The 18,148-nt window shown below is 47.5% G+C and carries 17 protein-coding genes; 7 read left to right on the top strand and 10 right to left on the bottom strand.

The window, feature by feature from the left end; translation table 11 throughout:
- The first annotated feature begins 7 nt into the window (after positions 1-7).
- The 4 genes from AURUGA1_RS03955 to AURUGA1_RS03970 all read left to right on the top strand — a co-directional run bounded on the left by AURUGA1_RS03955 (position 8) and on the right by AURUGA1_RS03970 (position 3,538).
- Positions 8-364: an iron-sulfur cluster assembly accessory protein gene (locus AURUGA1_RS03955; protein WP_114128967.1), complete on the top strand. Its 357-nt coding sequence runs from the start codon at positions 8-10 to the stop codon at positions 362-364.
- Positions 365-499: 135 nt separating this feature from the next.
- A complete protein-coding gene (gene coxB / locus AURUGA1_RS03960; protein ID WP_172418242.1) occupies positions 500-1,390 on the top strand; it encodes a cytochrome c oxidase subunit II in 891 nt (296 codons plus the stop codon).
- A gap of 9 nt (positions 1,391-1,399) precedes the next feature.
- Entirely contained in the window at positions 1,400-3,112 is a 1,713-nt protein-coding gene (ctaD, locus tag AURUGA1_RS03965) for a cytochrome c oxidase subunit I (RefSeq protein ID WP_114128968.1), read from the top strand.
- A gap of 6 nt (positions 3,113-3,118) precedes the next feature.
- On the top strand, positions 3,119-3,538 hold the full coding sequence (locus AURUGA1_RS03970) for a cytochrome c oxidase subunit 4 (protein WP_114128969.1): 420 nt from the start codon (positions 3,119-3,121) through the stop codon (positions 3,536-3,538).
- Between the two features lie 522 nt (positions 3,539-4,060).
- On the opposite strand, the gene AURUGA1_RS03975 is transcribed toward AURUGA1_RS03970, so the two are convergent.
- From AURUGA1_RS03975 to AURUGA1_RS03990, 4 genes are read right to left on the bottom strand one after another with little or no spacing between them, the layout of a single operon-like run.
- On the bottom strand, positions 4,061-5,662 hold the full coding sequence (locus tag AURUGA1_RS03975) for a cytochrome bc complex cytochrome b subunit (RefSeq protein ID WP_114128970.1): 1,602 nt from the start codon (positions 5,660-5,662) through the stop codon (positions 4,061-4,063).
- Positions 5,659-6,723, bottom strand: a complete 1,065-nt coding sequence (locus AURUGA1_RS03980) for a ubiquinol-cytochrome c reductase iron-sulfur subunit (protein WP_114128971.1) — start codon at positions 6,721-6,723, stop codon at positions 5,659-5,661. Before AURUGA1_RS03980 ends, AURUGA1_RS03975 begins: the two co-directional genes overlap by 4 nt.
- Positions 6,724-6,761: 38 nt before the next feature.
- Positions 6,762-7,562: a c-type cytochrome gene (locus AURUGA1_RS03985; RefSeq protein ID WP_114128972.1), complete on the bottom strand. Its 801-nt coding sequence runs from the start codon at positions 7,560-7,562 to the stop codon at positions 6,762-6,764.
- Between the two features lie 20 nt (positions 7,563-7,582).
- Entirely contained in the window at positions 7,583-8,212 is a 630-nt protein-coding gene (locus tag AURUGA1_RS03990; protein ID WP_096381156.1) for a heme-copper oxidase subunit III, read from the bottom strand.
- Between the two features lie 77 nt (positions 8,213-8,289).
- Here AURUGA1_RS03990 and trpD point away from each other — a divergent pair, with 77 nt between their 5' ends.
- Positions 8,290-9,342, top strand: a complete 1,053-nt coding sequence (gene trpD, locus AURUGA1_RS03995; protein WP_114128973.1) for an anthranilate phosphoribosyltransferase — start codon at positions 8,290-8,292, stop codon at positions 9,340-9,342.
- Here the strand turns inward: trpD and glpK are convergent.
- The 3 genes from glpK to AURUGA1_RS04010 are packed head-to-tail and all read right to left on the bottom strand — an operon-like array spanning position 9,339 to position 13,306.
- A complete protein-coding gene (gene glpK, locus AURUGA1_RS04000; protein WP_114128974.1) occupies positions 9,339-10,853 on the bottom strand; it encodes a glycerol kinase GlpK in 1,515 nt (504 codons plus the stop codon). The genes trpD and glpK overlap by 4 nt on opposite strands.
- Positions 10,854-10,882: 29 nt before the next feature.
- Positions 10,883-12,076: an MFS transporter gene (locus AURUGA1_RS04005; protein WP_162784053.1), complete on the bottom strand. Its 1,194-nt coding sequence runs from the start codon at positions 12,074-12,076 to the stop codon at positions 10,883-10,885.
- 18 nt (positions 12,077-12,094) lie between these two features.
- Complete coding sequence (locus tag AURUGA1_RS04010; protein ID WP_162784054.1) at positions 12,095-13,306, bottom strand: MFS transporter; 1,212 nt, start codon at positions 13,304-13,306, stop codon at positions 12,095-12,097.
- A 327-nt stretch (positions 13,307-13,633) separates the two neighbouring features.
- Here AURUGA1_RS04010 and AURUGA1_RS04015 point away from each other — a divergent pair, with 327 nt between their 5' ends.
- Complete coding sequence (locus tag AURUGA1_RS04015) at positions 13,634-14,233, top strand: HdeD family acid-resistance protein (protein WP_162784055.1); 600 nt, start codon at positions 13,634-13,636, stop codon at positions 14,231-14,233.
- Between the two features lie 47 nt (positions 14,234-14,280).
- Here the strand turns inward: AURUGA1_RS04015 and AURUGA1_RS04020 are convergent, their stop codons facing one another.
- Both AURUGA1_RS04020 and AURUGA1_RS04025 read right to left on the bottom strand, forming a co-directional pair.
- Entirely contained in the window at positions 14,281-14,739 is a 459-nt protein-coding gene (locus AURUGA1_RS04020; protein WP_114128978.1) for an NUDIX hydrolase, read from the bottom strand.
- A gap of 2 nt (positions 14,740-14,741) precedes the next feature.
- Positions 14,742-15,506: an SDR family oxidoreductase gene (locus AURUGA1_RS04025; protein WP_114128979.1), complete on the bottom strand. Its 765-nt coding sequence runs from the start codon at positions 15,504-15,506 to the stop codon at positions 14,742-14,744.
- A 65-nt stretch (positions 15,507-15,571) separates the two neighbouring features.
- Here AURUGA1_RS04025 and AURUGA1_RS04030 point away from each other — a divergent pair, with 65 nt between their 5' ends.
- A complete protein-coding gene (locus AURUGA1_RS04030; protein WP_114128980.1) occupies positions 15,572-16,294 on the top strand; it encodes a glycerophosphodiester phosphodiesterase family protein in 723 nt (240 codons plus the stop codon).
- On the opposite strand, the gene uvrC is transcribed toward AURUGA1_RS04030, so the two are convergent.
- Positions 16,279-18,147 carry an excinuclease ABC subunit UvrC gene (gene uvrC, locus AURUGA1_RS04035; RefSeq protein ID WP_114128981.1) on the bottom strand — a complete coding sequence of 623 codons (1,869 nt, stop codon included), beginning with the start codon at positions 18,145-18,147 and terminating at the stop codon, positions 16,279-16,281. The genes AURUGA1_RS04030 and uvrC overlap by 16 nt on opposite strands.
- Position 18,148: the final 1 nt, after the last annotated feature.

The raw sequence follows: 18,148 nt of genomic DNA on the forward strand, positions 1-18,148 counted from the left end.
AGCGGAAATGACTGAAACGACATCCACACAATCACGTGCACACGGTGTTGGTTTGACCGATGCTGCAGCTCAAAAAGTCAAAACTCTCCTTGCTCAAGAAGGTCGTGACGATCTTCGTTTGCGTATTGCTGTTCAGCCCGGCGGTTGTTCTGGATTGATTTACCAGCTCTACTTCGATGAGCGTTCCCTCGAGGGCGATGCAGTCGTTGATTTCGGGGGAGTAGAGGTCGCCGTCGATAAGATGAGCGTTCCTTATTTGGACGGCGCCACAATCGACTTTGAAGACACTATCCAAAAGCAAGGATTTACCATTGACAACCCGAACGCAGAGGGTAGCTGCGCTTGTGGAGATTCTTTCCACTAAAGTTTTTTATTTTTGCTTCACCAGAGCGAAAATTAGTCCGTTTATTACACAAACAACTTCGCTACTGAGGGTAGAGTTGAACATGTTCGTTTCTGTGTGATTCGAACTTTGAAAAGTGTTTGTGAAAGGCCAAAAGTGCGTTCTACACGTCGAATCCGATGGGCTGCCATTCCGTTAGCAGCAACGCTGGTACTTGCCATGACGGCGTGTACAGATCAAGAACTCGCAGGCTACATGCCTGGTTTTGTCTCTGGTGCAGAGCCAGTAACCAATCACACGAAGCTCATTACCGATTTCTGGGTAAACAGTTGGATAGTTCTGTTCGCAGTTGGTTTCATTGCATGGGGCTTAATGCTCTGGTCGATGGTTGTTTACCGTCGCCGCAAGACCGACACTGGTCTCCCAGTTCAGCTGCGTTACAACATGCCTATCGAAGTTTTCTTCACAGTCGTACCTCTCATTCTTATTCTTGGTTTCTTTGCATTCACAGCTCGCGATGAAGCCATCATTGAAAAGCGGTTTGACAACCCTGAAGTCACTATTCAGGCTTTTGGTAAGCAGTGGGCTTGGGACTTCAATTACACAAATGAAGATGTTTATTACTCAGGAATCCAGGTTCAGCCTGATCTTTCTCCAGATGCCCCTCAAGGGGCGATTCTTCCTGAATCATTACCAACTCTTTACTTACCGGTTGGAAAAACTGTTGAAATTCAACTTAATGCTCGTGACGTTATTCACTCTTTCTGGGTAATTGACTTCTTATACAAAAAAGACATGATTCCAGGTAAGACCAACTACATGTCCATCATTCCTCAGCGTGAAGGTACTTACGCAGGAAAGTGTGCAGAGTTGTGTGGAGAATTCCACTCGCAGATGCTGTTCCAAGTCAAGGTAGTGTCGCAGGCTGAATATGATGCCTACATAGAAAGCCTTCGTGAACAGGGCTTTGAAGGCCAACTTGGCAACGAATATGACCGTGTTACAAACCAAGCGAATGTTGTTGCATCCGCTACTGAGTCGAAGTAAGGAACTACGATGAGCTCAACTCTGACTCCCACGCCAGTCGTTACTACTTCTGAGAAGCCTCAGACAGTAGGAGTGACTCGTCCGGTCACCAAGGGAAACATCGTTGTTAAATGGCTAACGTCCACTGATCACAAAATCATTGGTCACATGTACAACATCACTTCCATCATCTACTTCCTTCTTGGCGGAGTTATGGCGCTGATTATTCGTGCTCAGCTCTTTGCTCCAGGACTTAATGTTTTGCAGACCAAGGAACAGTACAACCAAATGTTCACTATGCATGGAACTATCATGCTTTTGATGGTTGCTACTCCATTGTTCGCTGGACTAGCAAACGCAATCCTTCCGCTTCAAATTGGAGCACCTGACGTTGCGTTCCCGCGTCTAAACATGCTCTCGTTCTGGCTCTACTTCTTTGGTGCTCTCATCGCTGTGGGAGGATTCCTTACTCCACAAGGTGCAGCAAGTTTTGGTTGGTTTGCCTACGCGCCATTGTCCGACACTACCTTCTCGCCAGGAATTGGCTCCAACATGTGGGTACTTGGTCTTGCCATGGGTGGTTTCGGAACGATCCTTGGTGCTGTGAACTTCATCACGACAATCATTACTATGCGCGCTCCAGGCATGACTATGTTCCGTATGTCAATTTTTTCCTGGAACATTTTGATCACATCTATCCTGGTTCTCCTCGTTTTCCCTGTACTGGCAGTTGCCTTGTTCGGGCTAGCTGCAGATCGAATTTTTGACGCACACGTTTTCGACGCTGCAACTGGAGGCGCAATTCTTTGGCAACACATGTTCTGGTTCTTTGGTCACCCAGAGGTGTACATCCTTGCGTTGCCATTCTTTGGTGTGGTTTCTGAAATCATCCCAGTTTTCAGTCGCAAGCCAATCTTTGGTTATAAGACACTGGTTTACGCAACAATATCTATCGGTGCTCTTTCTATGACGGTTTGGGCACACCACATGTACGTCACCGGTTCAGTTCTTCTTCCCTTCTTTGCTCTGTTGACCATGCTCATAGCGGTACCTACAGGCGTAAAGATCTTCAACTGGATCGGAACCATCTTCCGTGGATCGGTCACCTTCGAAACACCGATGATGTTTGCATTGGCATTCGTTTTCAACTTTGTTTTCGGTGGTCTTACTGGAATCATCCTTGCCTCACCAGTACTTGACTTCCACATGTCTGATTCCTACTTCGTTGTGGCTCACTTCCACTACGTCATCGTTGGTGCACTTGTCTTTGCATTGTTCGGTGCCTTCTATTTCTGGTGGCCAAAGTGGACAGGTAAGATGCTCAACGAACGCCTTGGAATGTGGCACTTCTGGCTGTTCTTTATCAGCTTCCACATGACGTTCCTTGTTCAGCACTGGCTCGGAGTCATCGGTATGCCCCGTCGTTACGCCACATATTTGCCAGAAGATGGATTCACTTGGATGAACCAGCTCTCCACAGTTGGCGCTTTCTTGATGGCTGTATCTCTCCTTCCGTGGGTTTTGAATGTCTACCTCACCGCACGTTACGGAGCTAAGGTGACGGTCAACGACCCTTGGGGTTACGGACGCTCCCTAGAGTGGGCTACTTCTTGCCCACCCCCACGTCACAACTTCACTTCTATTCCACGTATCCGTAGCGAGTCTCCTGCGTTTGATCTCAATCACCCAGAACTCGCACCTAGCGGCTACACCAGCACCCCTGCACTAGCTGGAAAGGCATAACAGCAAATGAAAAGCAATGTAGTAATGCTCATCGTTCTTGGAGCATACTTCCTCGTTTCTGGTGTTGTGTACATCATCTGGAACCACCTCGCTGGTCAGGAATTTGAAGCAACTGGATCTGTCGGTCTTCTACTTTCAGCAGTACTTGCCGGTTTTGTTGCTTTCTTCTTGAACATGGTTAACCGCTCACAAGGCGGAATCCTGCTTCCAGAAGACAGCCCAAACGCAGACATTGATGATGCGGATCCTGATCTGGGACACTTCAGCCCCTGGAGCTGGTGGCCACTCATCCTCGGCGCAGCCATTGGACTCGTATTCCTCGGTCTCGCTGTCGGCTTCTGGATTATTTTCCTAGCGATTCCATTAGTATTGATTGCTGTAACAGGTTGGACATACGAGTATTACCGAGGAAACTTCGGTCACTAACCTCAAACATATTAAGGCCCCAGATGCATTTCTGGGGCCTTTTATTTGTGCCTAAAGTACCGCGAATAACCGCACTAACTATATATCCAGATCGTCTCAATCACTAGAGACTATCTGCGTGATGTGCTCAGCATAACCACGATTCCATATGTGACTTTGAGTTCTAAACAACTGAGATTTAGTTCCTCTATATCCCTGAATATATGTGAGTGATATCTCATCGATTGCTTCTGAACTATGTGACTGCTGGAGTCTAAAATATCGGTAGACAGCTAGATGAGACGTCGCTGGATAGCTTTCAATCGGTTATATATTCAGTCTTGATGTCGTACACACAATCGATCTGAATTGTATTTGCAACACGACGAAAAATTTGGCTCGATTCTTCAACGAAACTTCTTGTGTATCGAAGCATAAGATTTTTCGCCAGGAACTCTCATTGATACTTGTGTCACAAATTTTTACCGTATTTGAGCATAAAAAAGAGAACCCCTCCGGAGAGGGGTTCTCTTTCGTATCAATTTAGTGGTGTGCGTGCTCAAGAGCTAGCTTGTACTCTTCCTGTGTTACAGGAGCAATACGGTCTTCAAAGAAGAAGCGAGAGAGCGATGCACGTAAGCGCATACCTGTTGTGATTTTTCCTTGAGGGTTAGGTCGCAACATAATGGGTGCGTTGTCGTTATAGGAGACAAGCTGCCAACGGTCATAAGCGTCTAACTGTTGGTGAACTTCAATGAATTCGCCACCGGGAAGACGAACAATGCGACCAGTCTCGTAACCGTGAAGCAGAATCTCACGATCCTTCTTCTGCAATGCCAGAGCAATTCGCTTTGTTACAACAAACGCAATAATTGGTCCAACGATCAAGAGAATTTGGAGTGTGTTAATGACACCTTCCATAGTTACCTTGAAGTGAGTCGCAATAATGTCCGATGAAGCTGCTGCCCATAGAACTGCGTAGAATGTCACACCAGCTGCCCCGATAGCCGTACGTACGGGGGCGTTTCGAGGACGATCAAGTAGGTGGTGCTCGCGTTTGTCACCAGTAACCCATGCCTCAACGAAGGGGTAAGCAAATGCTGCAGCAAGGAACACAACCAGAATCAATACCGGAATGATAATGTTCCAGGACCATGTGTAACCGAACCAGTAAGTTTCCAGGTGCGGAGGAATCAGGCGAAGTGCACCATCAGCAAAACCGATGTACCAGTCCGGTTGTGTACCTGCAGAAACAGGGGAGGGGTCGTATGGTCCGTAGTTCCAAATTGGGTTGATAGTGACTGTTGCAGCCATAAGCATGACAACACCGAACACCAGGAAGAAGAATCCGCCTGCCTTCGCTGCGTAAACAGGAAGGATGGGGAAGCCAACAACATTCTCTTCGGTCTTACCTGGTCCAGGGTACTGAGTGTGCTTGTGAATGATGACGAACATCAGGTGAAGCACGATGAAAATCAGCACGAAAGCGGGCAACAGGAGGATGTGCAAAGAGTAGAGGCGACCCACGATGTCATCGCCGGGGAATTCGCCACCGAAAAGAAGGAATGTGATCCAGGTACCTACTACCGGTAAACCAAGGATCATTCCGTCGATAATGCGAAGACCATTTCCAGAAAGCAGATCATCGGGAAGCGAATATCCTGTAAATCCCTCTGCCATAGCGAGCACAAACAGAACGAATCCAATGGACCAGTTCAGTTCACGTGGCTTGCGGAAAGCACCAGTAAAGAACACGCGCAACATGTGCAAACCGATACTTGCTACGAAAAGAAGAGCCGCCCAGTGGTGGACTTGGCGCATGAGCAATCCACCGCGGATATCAAATGAAATATCCAAAGTTGACGCCATTGCAGCAGACATTTCAACGCCCTTGAGGGGTACGTACGAACCCTCGTAGTGAACTGGAGTCATGGACGCTTGAAAGAAGAAGGTTAGGAAACTTCCAGAAAGGAGAATGATGACGAAGCTATATAGTGCTACTTCACCCAGAAGGAATGACCAGTGGTCAGGAAAAACCTTGCGTCCGAATTCTTTTACAGCTCCGGAAATACTTGTTCGTTCATCAAGGTAGTTGGAGAACTTTCCTACAACGCCACTTTGTGCAGGTGCCGTTACATTACTCATTTAGCGCGCTCCCAGAAGCTAGGTCCAACAGGTTCAGTAAAGTCACTTTGCGCAATAAGGTAGCCTTCGTCATCCACAGTGATGGGAAGCTGGGGGAGAGGACGGGCTGCAGGGCCAAAAATCACTGCACATTCGTTAGCAATGTCGAACTGTGATTGGTGGCATGGGCAAAGAAGGTGGTGTGTTTGCTGTTCATAAAGAGCAACTGGACAACCAACGTGAGTACAAATCTTGGAATAAGCAACGATTCCGTCGTAGGACCAAGACTCTCGTTCTTTGCTTGTCCAGTTCAAGTCTTCTTTCTTTAAGCGAACTAGAAGAACAGCGGCTTTAGCCTTTGCGTTGAGCATTTCGTGCTCGGGAAGATCGACAAGACCTTCTGGGATTACCTGGAATGCTGAACCGATGGTGAGGTCAGAAGCCTTAATTGGTGTACCTTGGGGATCTCGTGTAAGACGAAGACCCTTTTTCCACATTGTGTGCTTCAATTCGTTATTTGGGTCAACATCCATAGGAGCTAGACCGCGGAACAAAGCAATTGCTGGAAGTGGGAAGGCAATCAAGGCGCCAATGAGACCATTGCGAATAAGAGTTCTGCGGCTGAACCCAGATTCTTCATCAGACTCTCTGAAAATTTCTACCGCACGAGCTCGTGTTTCCTCAGATCCTCGCACTGGGTGGCGGTGATCAATTGCTTCTTTGTCTGCCATCAAGGCCTTACCCCAGTGAACTGCGGCTATACCGATAGCAAGTAGAGAGAATGCAATACCCAAACCTAAGTAGAGGGTGTTCATTCGAACTGAATGCACATTTTCAGGCTCAATGGGAACAAACATGTATGCCCAGACTGCGAAAACGCTTGCAGCAATGGAGAAGTAGAAAAGTCCGTAGACAACACGTTCAGCTCGCTTTGCCGCCTTGGGGTCAAGGTCAGTTATGCGTGGGCGGTGAGGGGGAAGCCCCGGGTTGGTGAATGCGTCGGGTGCTACTACACCAGTCCCGGTTACTTCTGCATTGTCTGCAGGAACGATGTCGGCTTTGCCGTTCTCGTTCTTAGCCATGTTTCTCCTTTAGATTCTTTCTAAACTTTGGTGAAGTCTTAGTTCGACTTAGCAGTTACCCACACAGTCAATGCAACGATTGCTCCGAGACCGAAGACCCAGAGGAAGAGTCCTTCTGATACTGGACCAAGACTTCCCAGTTCAAGGCCTCCAGCTGACGGGTTTTCCTGGATGTAAGTCAAGTAAGAGATGATGTCTTTCTTCTCTTCAGGGGTAAGATTCAGGTCATTGAAAACAGGCATGTTTTGGGGACCAGTCAACATTGCCTCGTATACGTGAACCGCCGCTACACCCTTGAGCTCAGGGGCATATTTTCCTTCAGTTAGTGCACCACTAGCACCTGCGACGTTGTGGCACATTGCACAGTTAATGCGGAATAGCTCGCCACCGTTAGCAACGTTGCCTCCTTCAAGCATTGACTGGCTTGGAATTGCGGGGCCGGGAGCCAATGAAGCTACATAAGCTGCAAGCGCTTTGGTTTGCTCATCTGTAAATTGAACGGGTTTTTGCTCAGCTTGGGGACCTGACATCTGCATTGGCATACGACCAGTACCAACCTGGAAATCGACAGATGCAGAGCCGACACCAATCAAAGTCGGTCCATTTTCAGTACCTTGAGCTTGCTTGCCGTGGCAAGTTGCGCAGTTAGCTGCGAAAAGCTTTTGACCCTCGTCGATGACAGCGGGAGAACTTAAGTCAGTGCTTGCATTTGCAGTACCGGTGCTGAAGGCAGCATAAGCGCCACCGGTTGCAACGAGACCAATCAGAATCAAGGCAACGGAAGCAAGTGGGCCGCGACGTCCTTGACGAGCAGATTGTGCAGACTTCTTGTTAAACATGAACTATTTCCGTCCGTTAATTACTTGAGTACGTAGATGACAAGGAACAGGCCAATCCAAACAACGTCAACGAAGTGCCAGTAGTAGGAGACAACAATTGCGCTTGTGGCTTCTTTGTGACCAAAGTTTTTGACGGCAAATGCGCGACCAATGACCAAGAGGAAGGCGATTAGACCACCGGTTACGTGGAGTCCGTGGAAACCTGTGGTGAGGTAAAAGGCTGTTCCGTAAGCATTTCCGTTGAGCGTAATTCCTTCGCTCACAAGCACGGCGTATTCATAAACCTGACCGGTTACGAAGATCGCTCCGAGAACATACGTGAGGAAGAACCACTCGACCATTCCCCATTGTGAAAGTTTCCATCCAGTTGAACGTGGCTGCATACGTTCTGCAGCAAAAACACCAAATTGTGCGGTTACAGATGAGAGAACCAGGATGATTGTGTTCGTCAAGGAGTAGGGAAAGTTGAGAACTTCAGACCCTGCAGCCCACTGTTCTGGGGCTGCAGTGCGCAAAGTGAAGTAAATCGCGAACAAGCCAGCGAAGAACATAACTTCGCTACCAAGCCAAACGATTGTTCCAACCGCAACAGGGTTGGGTCTGCTCACAGTTGGAGTAATAGATGCTGAGTTCATAGTGGCTGCTGTCACCTTTCTATTATGGCGGAAATGACAAGTGGCGTGGGCCCAATCGACGACCGCCACGCTGTACAAGTAGCCTGTTACCTATGAGCGAAAACTACTCGTGGCCACAAATCCTCACTTCACTTCTTGATGGCACTGATTTGACCATTTCTGAAGCGGAATGGGCAATGAACCAGATCATCACTGGAAATGCAACAAATGCCCAAATTGCTGGATTTTTGATTGCATTGCGCTCCAAAGGTGAAGCGGTACACGAGCTAGTTGGATTCCGCGACGCTGTTCTTTCTAATGCCCTGGAACTACCTGTGCCTGCAATGGCTCTAGACATCGTTGGTACGGGCGGAGATCGTCACAACACAGTGAACATTTCTAGTTCAGCAGCCATTGTCTGTTCTGCAGCAGGTGTTCCAGTGGTTAAGCATGGAAATCGTGCAGCAAGTAGTGCCTCTGGTTCCTCAGATGTTCTATCTGAACTCGGAATTAATCTTGCTCTTTCCAATACCCAAGTGGCTGAGGTATTAGACAAAGTCGGAATCACTTTTGCGTACGCTGCAGCATTCCATCCAGGATTCCGGCACGTTGCAGAAGCGCGACGTGATTTAGGTGTACCGACAATCTTCAATATCCTTGGTCCCTTGTGTAACCCTGCACGTCCGGAAGCATCTGCTGTAGGAGTTGCCCATTTGGATAGGGTTCCCCTGATTACTGGAGTTTTTCGCACCCGTGATGCAACAGCTCTTGTCTTCCGCGGCGATGATGGTCTCGATGAGCTGACGACCACCGGTCACAGTCACATCTGGGAAATATCACGGGGCCAAATTGTTGAGCACGACCTCGACCCGTCCGATCTCGGTATCCCACGCGCCCGTCTTGAGGACATTCGAGGTGGTGAACCCAGTTACAACGGACAGGTGCTCAAGAATACTTTTGCAGGAGAAACAGGACCAGTGAGAGACATCGTGTTGCTGAACGCGGCAGCTGGCTTAGTTTCCTATGAGCTTGCCCAAGATTCGTCTCAGGTTCTGCGACCCATCGCTGAAAGACTTCACGAAAAAATGGAGATTGCAGCACAAGCAATTGATTCAGGTGCTGCGATTTCCAAACTCAACGACTGGGTTCAGGCAACACAAATTTAATTCTGGGGAGAGTCAATGTCTACCCAATTAAGACTCTTTTCTACTGCCTTATTCCACACTCGCAGGAGACGCGATCTCTCTTCCTCCGAGAATCTAGGTTCCCACCTAGTCTGTTCTTGCCACAGGGCTCGAAGTTCAGCTGTGCTCTGCCAATAGCCAACTGCTAAACCAGCGGCATAGGCAGCTCCTAGTGCGGTTGTTTCTGCGATGACCGGTCTGACGACAGGAACGCCCAGAATGTCTGCTTGGAATTGCATTAACAAATTGTTCGCAATCATTCCGCCATCAACTCGTACTTCTCTGAGTGGAAGACCTGTATCCGCATTGGTCGCATCAAGAACTTCTCGAGTCTGGAATGCAACTTCTTCCAAAGCTGCACGTGCAATATGTGCTTTGTTGACGTAGCGGGTAAGTCCGACAATGACTCCACGCGCGTCAGGCCTCCAGTGTGGGGCGAATAAACCACTAAACGCGGGAACAAAATATGCGCCCCCGTTGTCTTCAACGCTTGCAGCCAATTCCTCGATTTCACTTGCACTCGAGATTATGCCGAGGTTGTCACGCAACCATTGAACCAGCGACCCGGTTACCGCTATTGAGCCCTCTAAAGCGTAATTGGCAGGTTGTTCTCCCAACTTATAAGCAACAGTGGTGAGAAGACCATTACGTGAATGCACAATGTCGTGCCCGGTATTAAAAATCAGAAAATTACCAGTTCCGTAAGTGTTCTTAGCTTCTCCAGAGGAAAACGCTGCTTGGCCAAAAGTAGCTGCTTGCTGATCCCCAAGAATTCCCGATACAGGCACACCAGGAAGAACCTCGTGTGCAAGCCCATATATTTCTGAGGAGGATCTTATTTCAGGCAATATTTCTTGCGGAATATCAAAGAAACTTAGTAATTCCGCATCCCATTCAAGGGTGTGAAGGTTCATCAACAGCGTCCGAGAAGCATTAGTGACATCAGTTGCATGGACGCCGGTGAGATTCCAGAGCAACCAAGAATCGATAGTGCCAAACGCGAGCTTGTTTTGCGCCGCTAATTTACGAGCAAGAGGCACATTCTCAAAAATCCACATAATTTTCGTGGCAGAGAAATAGGAAGCTAGAGGCAATCCCGTTTTTTCTTTGAGCTTATTGAAATCAAAAGAACCATCAGCATTTGCGGCTAGACGATCAACTAATTGTTGAGTTCTCGTGTCTTGCCAGACAATCGCGTTGTAGAGCGGGTGGCCAGTTTCTTTATCCCAAATAACTGTTGTTTCACGCTGGTTTGCAATACCAATCGCGCGGATCTGCTCCGGTTTTACCCCTGCATCTTCTACAGCAAGCTCAATGACCTTTTTTGTATTTGCCCAAATTTCCTTGGGGTCGTGCTCCACCCATCCACTGTGAGGAAAGATTTGAGTCGTCTCTAACTGTCCCGTGCCGCATTTATTACCCATGCGATCGAAAACTATTGCTCGTGTACTGGTCGTTCCGTTGTCAATGGCAAGAACATAAGAGTCACTCATGGCTGAAAACTATCAGTAAAGACTGTAAATTACTGATTTTTTTGTGGCTCTAAAGGCTTTGCTGCACCTGCGAAAAAAACCGCACAAGCTACAAATAAAGCGAGTAAATAGAACATGTTGAGAAGTCCCCACGCCTGACCGATAAATCCCAAAAGGGGAGGACCTACTAAAAACGCTGCATAACCAAAAGCAGTAACGGTTGCTACACGTTGAGATGAATTTTCTCCGTCTGCTGCAGCAGAAATAAACAAAGGGAATCCCAGAGCTACGCCCGCACCCCACAGGGCAGCTCCTAGCCAAGCAAAATAGATTGTGGGGGAGAGAATGACAAGCAAAATTCCGATAACGCCAGCTGTTCCCAACACGCGCAATGCGAATACTCGTCCAAATCGATCCACTAAACGACCGCCAGAGAATCGAGTAACAACCATGGCTAAAGTCATGATTGCAAATGTGATGCCTGCAGTCGTTGTATCAAGACCATAGTCGTCTACAACTGACAAAGCTAACCAGTCATTCGAGCCACCTTCGGCAAGTGATAACCCCATGATTCCAAGACCGAGAAATACTATTCGTTTGGACAGCACGACCGGTTCACGATGTGCTTGTTTCTCGCTGTTGGAAATATGGGTTCGCCCCGTGGATAGGGGAAGATTCCTGTAGGTAAACCATGCAATCGCTGTTGTAATTACTGCAATGACAATCATTTGGATAACCAGGGAGAAATTCGTGACGATGGCCAAGGTCCCTATGCCAGCTCCGGCGAGTGCACCCAAACTATAGGCACCATGAAGCTGGGGAAGTAGGCTTTTACCACGAAGTTTTTCTAGTTCTGCACCCTCGACGTTGATGCCGACATCTCCGATACCGTATCCCAATCCGGCGATAAGGCCACCGAAAGCAACACCAACAGATGATTCTTCAATCAAGGAGAGTGCTTGAACAACTTGGCCAATGCCTAGGGTTGTAAAGCCAACTACCACTGCGGTGCGAGCACCAAATCTTGCAACGAATCGGCCAGAGGCAATGAGTGCAGTCATTGCCCCTATAGAGCCGGCAAAAAGAACCCATCCCAAAATTGATGTAGAAACATCAATGAAACTTCGAACATCTGGCAGTCTGACTAGCCAGGAAGCACCGCCGACACCGAAAACAAAAAAATATAAAAACAGAATGATTGCTTGCGCGCGCAATGATTTACCATCTGGAACGACAGTGTTCATAGTAGTATTTAACCACATCTATCGACGCGCGTCGACAATTGAATGGGTCCTTGTTGCTGAATTGAAGAACATACCTGAAAGCAGAAGCAAGAATGGAACGAGGAATGCGGTAAACAGACCCGCAACCTGACCAATAAAGCCCAGAAGTGGGGGACCAGCTATACCCGATGTGTTACTCGCAATTACGAGGACCCCAACACGTGTGCCAGCCAATCGTGGATCTTCTGAAACTGCAGAGACGCACAGGGGGAAACCAATTGAATTGCCAAGGCCCCACAAAGCAGCTCCAACCAGGGGCAGTGCAATCCAACCAGTTAAAATCACAATCAGAATTCCCAGCGCGGTTATTGCGGCAAATGCAAGCAGGGCCTTAGAGCGTCCTAACTTGTCAACTATCGGGCCGCCCGAAAGGCGTCCTACTGCCATTGCTCCAGCAAAAACAGTGTAAGAAGCCGTAGCAATCGCCGCTGAAAGTCCAGCATCCACAAGTGCGATTGGGAGCCAGGTACTTGCTGTTCCCTCTGCAAGATTAAACCCAATCACAATAAAAGCAACCATAAGAGTCTGTGGTTCACGCCAAACCCGACGACGATCTCGGGCCGTTGCTATTGTCTGAATTTCTTCAGTATTCATATCTGCATGAACATGCTTTCCAGAGTTTTGGGGAAGTGGGATGCAGACAATAAGGGTGACAATTAGAACGAGAGCAGACATTCCTAAGAAATTTGTAAAGACGCTGATTCCCGCGACAATTGCCAGTGTTCCGATAGCGCCACCAAGCAATGAACCAAGACTGAAAGCTCCATGGAGGGAGGGGAGGAGGCTTTTTGTTGATTCACGGTCAACATTTGCACCCTCAATATTGATTGCGAGGCCACCAGAGCCGCCAGATAGGCCCACTAGAACAATCGCAATAGTGGACAGGGGAAGCAATCCCAATTCTGCAAAGAAGCCTAGAGCTGCTAGAAATACTGCTCCTGCTGAGTATGCGCAAATGAGGACAATTCTTGTCCCAAATCTGGCAATGATAGGACCGCTAATAAGCAAGCCAGAAAGTGAACCTAATGCCATTGCGAGAGAAAATAAACCCATCTGGGCTGTATCCAATTTCAATAACTTTTGAATTTCTGGAGTTCTGCTGACCCAGGTAGAGAAATACAGACCTTGGACGCCGAAGGCTGCGAATGTTAGCCAGTACCAAGTTCTGCCTGAGATTCTCTGTTTGCTCACCTCTATAGCGTAGGGGATGTAGAAATTGAAATATGAACTGACATAATGTGTATTATCCGTTATATTCAGGTTTTTGTGTTCTCATGAACCAACACCAAAAACAGTGGCGGAACTACTGCAGTATGAGCCAAATTTAAAATTTTGTCCGCTGAGCCCAGCTATCAATACAGAAATATGGCTTGTTTGCTGATTCAATTTTCAAACTGACATCAATTTATGTTGATAGGTAGAAACACCTGTTGTGCTCAAATTCAGCGAGGAATGCCAACTGTGTTCCTCATGCGGCTTTATAGTGTGAAGGCGCTTATCGCAAAATTAAGGAGAAAAATGTCTACCCCAACCCCAGATCTTCAGGGTTTTGCCTTCTATGGAGACGGCCACGAAAACTCTAAGCAAGCAGTAAAAGTGATTCAAACTGGTCTTTGGATCGGTGCAGTTCTAGCCGGTTTATTTGGAGGCATGATCCTCGCTTGGCCTGGTGCGACACTTTTAGTCATAGCGGTATTGCTTGGTTTGTACTTCCTTATCCGAGGACTTGTACGCCTCGTGGTCGGAATTTTTGCACCGGGTCTCACCGCTGGTGGACGCGTTCTCAGTATCGTTCTTGGAATTCTTCTTATTGTTGTGGGTATCTTCGCAATGAGAAACCCAGGAACATCGCTTGAGTTGCTTGGAATTCTGATAGGTCTTTCTTGGATCCTCGATGGAATCGCGACCCTTATCGAATCTGGTCGTGCTGCTTCCCGTGGTTTCGCAATCTTTGCAGGAATTATCGGCATTGTTGCTGGTATCGTCATGCTCTTTGTGCCACTCGGTGGAGTCGCCGTTTTGACTATGGTTGCGGGAATCTTCTTGATTGCACTTGCAGTTGTTCAGGTCATTGGAGCAATCGTTATTGGTGTCCAGGCCAAAAAGGCTGGAATTTAGAAAATATCGAATAGGAAAGGCCCTGGTTTATTCCAGGGCCTTTCTGTTTATTTCAGTGAAATTGCTTGATCTATGAGCTCAAACAGGGGTTCTGGTGAATATTGTTCCCCTGATGAGGCCAACTCAGGTTTAGTCCACCAGCGAATGTCAGTTATGTCTACAAACTCGTTTTCCATCCAGTTGTCATTAACTGGCTGGAAAGATTCTGTGTGAACAACAAAGAACTCACTGTAGGTGGTCTGAACATGTCCATCACTGAAAACTGATTCACTACTGATAGACCAAATTGGTTCGCCCACACTATCAATGCGTAAACCTGTCTCTTCATAGAGTTCACGTCTAGCACCATCTGCATGACTCTCGTGGTCCTCTACTCCCCCACCTGGAGTAATCCAACGAGTTCTGGGTATAAGTAGATTTGGAGAATGCGTTTTGAACAAGAGGAAACGATCCTCGGGATCAAGCAAGATAACGCGAGAAACGCGCCTGTGTGCAGGTCTTGACATGATTATTCAGCGACGAAAGAACTGACATCTCCAACGAGTCTGGTGTTATCAGCGGGAACGGGCTCAACTGCTGCGAGAGCAACTTCAGCGGCAAATTCGCTGACGTTGTAAAGCTTTCCGGCTGATTCCTTTCGAGCATTAATTGCGCCTGGATTAGCTCGTTCCAGCAACGTAGCAGTAATTGTGCCTTCAATCATGTCGCCAGAAACTACCGTAAAACCGATTCCACGCTCTTCTAGCAACGGAATCATCTCTCGGAGGGCATCCTCTCCGGCGCGCTTAGAAAGCGCAACAGGAAGATACTCATCCATAGTTGGAGTAGTACGAATGAAGTGTGCTTGATGGCTAGTCACGAACACCACGCGAGCCCCATCTGCAAGGACATTCAGTGCTTCAGTTAGAAGATTCACTTGAGAATCACGGTTGAGTTTCATTGCGTAATCCTCGCCCATGCCAGCCTCCATACCTCCGGAGGCATTCATGACGAGGATATCTAGCCCGCCAAAAGCTTCTTGTGCTTGAGCAAACATTGCGGCGACAGACTCTCTGTCAGTCAAATCTGCTCCAACGGCAATAGCCTCTCCCCCGTTGGCATTGATTGCATCAACAATTTTTTGAGCACGTGCTTCTTTGTTTCGGAAGTTAACAACTACCTTTGCACCGGCTTCAGCAAAATAGTTGACAGTATCGGCACCAATACCACGGGAAGAACCGGTAACAAGGGCACGTTTTCCAGCAAGTGAACCAGGTGCAAGAGGATTAGACACGCAAGACTCCTTTATAAATACTCAAATAGCAGACTAGCAAGCATCTGGAATGTTAGCCTCGAGCCGTGCACGCATATTCACAGCTTCCAAGTCCCTGCATTTTGGCGCATCAAGGTCTGTGGCAGACGTCCACACCGAACACACTCGAGGCATTCTCGCGAGCGATTGAATTCGGTGCTGACGTTATCGAGACAGATGCACACTCCTCGAAGGAAGGAATTGCAATCCTGTTTCACGATGACATGTTCAATGGCAAGAACATCAACAAATTCAGTATGGATGAACTTCCTGATTTTGTTCCAACTTTGGACGCTGCTCTGACGTCATTTCCAGAAACTCTCTTCAATATCGATATCAAGTCTTCAGATGCAGAAGATGCAGTTGCACGAACAGTCGCTAAACGCAATGCGCAGAAAAGAGTACTCATTACCTCATTTAGCGCACGGCGAAGGAAACGAACAATAGAACTAGTTCCGGGGGTAGCTCAGTCCCCTGCCCTGGCTGAGATGCTTCGCACAGTTTTATGGTCATCACTGGGTGCACGCAAGCGAGCAATAAAGATTCTGAAACAATTTGATGCCGTTCAAATCCCAGCCAACGCATACGGAATCAATTTGGTTTCGCCAAAAATGATGAAGATTTATCGTGAAGCCCAAGTTCTGGTTCATGTGTGGACAATTAACGACCCTCAAGAAATGAAAAAGTTATTTTCTATCGGTATTGACGGCATTGTGACGGATAGAACTGATCTGGCACAGGAAGTTCGACGTACCTATTTCGACAAATGATCCTTAATTGCCTGAGCTAACGCCAACGAAATCAATGGAGTAGATGCAATTTCTTCCACCGTAGCTTTTCTCAGTTGCGACACAGAGCCAAAAGTTTTCAGTACCGATTTGACCTTTGCAGGTCCCATGCCAGGGACTTCAGTGAGAATTGTAGAGATGTCACGTTTGCGGGTTGAACGTTGAAAAGTAATTGCAAACCGATGTGCCTCATCGCGTAACTGTTGCAACAGAAACAACGCTTCAGAATTTCTTGGAAGTATGGTTGGGAATTTGTCATCTGGCAACCATAGTTCTTCAAGCCGCTTTGCTAGACCCACCACAGGAATGTCTGTAATTCCCGCCTCTTTGAGGGCAAGTGCGGCCGCTTTAGCTTGTGGAGCAGCTCCGTCGACAAGAAATAATCCAGGGGGATAAGAAAAGCTCGACCGCGATGTTGCTTCTTCCTTGCTTTCGACTAAATATGCTGCCCTTCTTGCGAGCACTTGGTTCATCGCATCGGTATCGTCCCGTGCTTGAGCAATGCTGAATTTGCGGTAATCGCTCTTCTTTGGCAGACCATCTTCAAAAACAACCATGCTTGCAACAATTTTCGTGCCACCAAGATGAGAAATATCGAAACACTCGATTCGCAAAGGTGAATCTTTCAGTCCTAGGGCAAGTTGAATGTCCCCCAAAGCTTTAGTGCGTGAGACGTAATCGTTGCGCCGCTTAGTTTTGTAGAGAACAAGTGACTGTTGAGCGTTGAAAGAGACAGTGCTTGCCAAAGCCGCTATGTCCCCTCGCTGTGCTTGCTTCAGTTTGACAGAAGTCTGTCGAGAATTTTGAATACGTTCATGTCTGATGTTTGTAAGCCATGATGTTATTGCTTCAGCGTCCTCTGGTATTCCAGGAACATAGATGGATCTGGGCGGAACTAGTTCTGATTCATATGCAGTTCGAAGCATATTATCGATGAGCTCATCTGAGTTCACATCAAGTTCTGTGTCAACATTCCATGAATGTACACCACGAATACGGCCTTCTCGAACAATAAACATCTGGACTGCGGCTGAGAGTTCATCTTGCGCAATGCCAAAAATGTCAGCATCTACTTCGTCGCTAAGAACTACGGCACTCTTTGAAGCAACTGTTTCTAATGCGACAATGTTGTCACGAAATTTCGCTGCTAACTCATAGTCCTGCTCTTTAGAGGCACGCTCCATTTTGTCGCGCAATTCCATGATGTATTCAGAATTCTTACCGGTCATGAAGTTGGCAAAATCTAAAGCTAATGATCGATGTTCTTCTGGAGTTATCCGTCCGGCACACGGAGCGGCACAACGCCCAATATCACCCAAAAGACATGGGCGCTGAGCTCTCTCTGCTTTCTTATAGACGCCTTCAGAGCATGTGCGTACAGGAAAAACCGGAAGTAACAAATCAAGTGTCTCTCTGATTGCCCATGTTTTTGTGTACGGCCCAAAATATCGAGCATGTGGAATCTTTTTTGTACGCGTAACCATCACACGCGGAATTTTCTCACCAAGTGTTATCGCCAAATAGGGATAACTCTTGTCGTCTTTAAATTGAATATTGAAAGGTGGATCAAACTCTTTGATCCAGGTGAATTCCAGTTGAAGTGCTTCAAATTCAGTTGAGACTATCGTCCATTCAACTTTGTGTGCAGAGGTGACCATACGTCGCGTACGTTCATGAAGTGTGTTCAGCGGTGCAAAGTAACTTGTGAGACGAGCGCGTAGATTTTTGGCTTTGCCGACGTACAGCACACGACCATTACTATCCTGGAAGCGATAAACGCCAGGATTGGTAGGGATGTCACCCGTTTTGGGGCGGTATGGGACTGTGTCGGCCATA

The organism is Aurantimicrobium sp. MWH-Uga1 (assembly GCF_003325955.1).
GTDB lineage: Bacteria > Actinomycetota > Actinomycetes > Actinomycetales > Microbacteriaceae > Aurantimicrobium.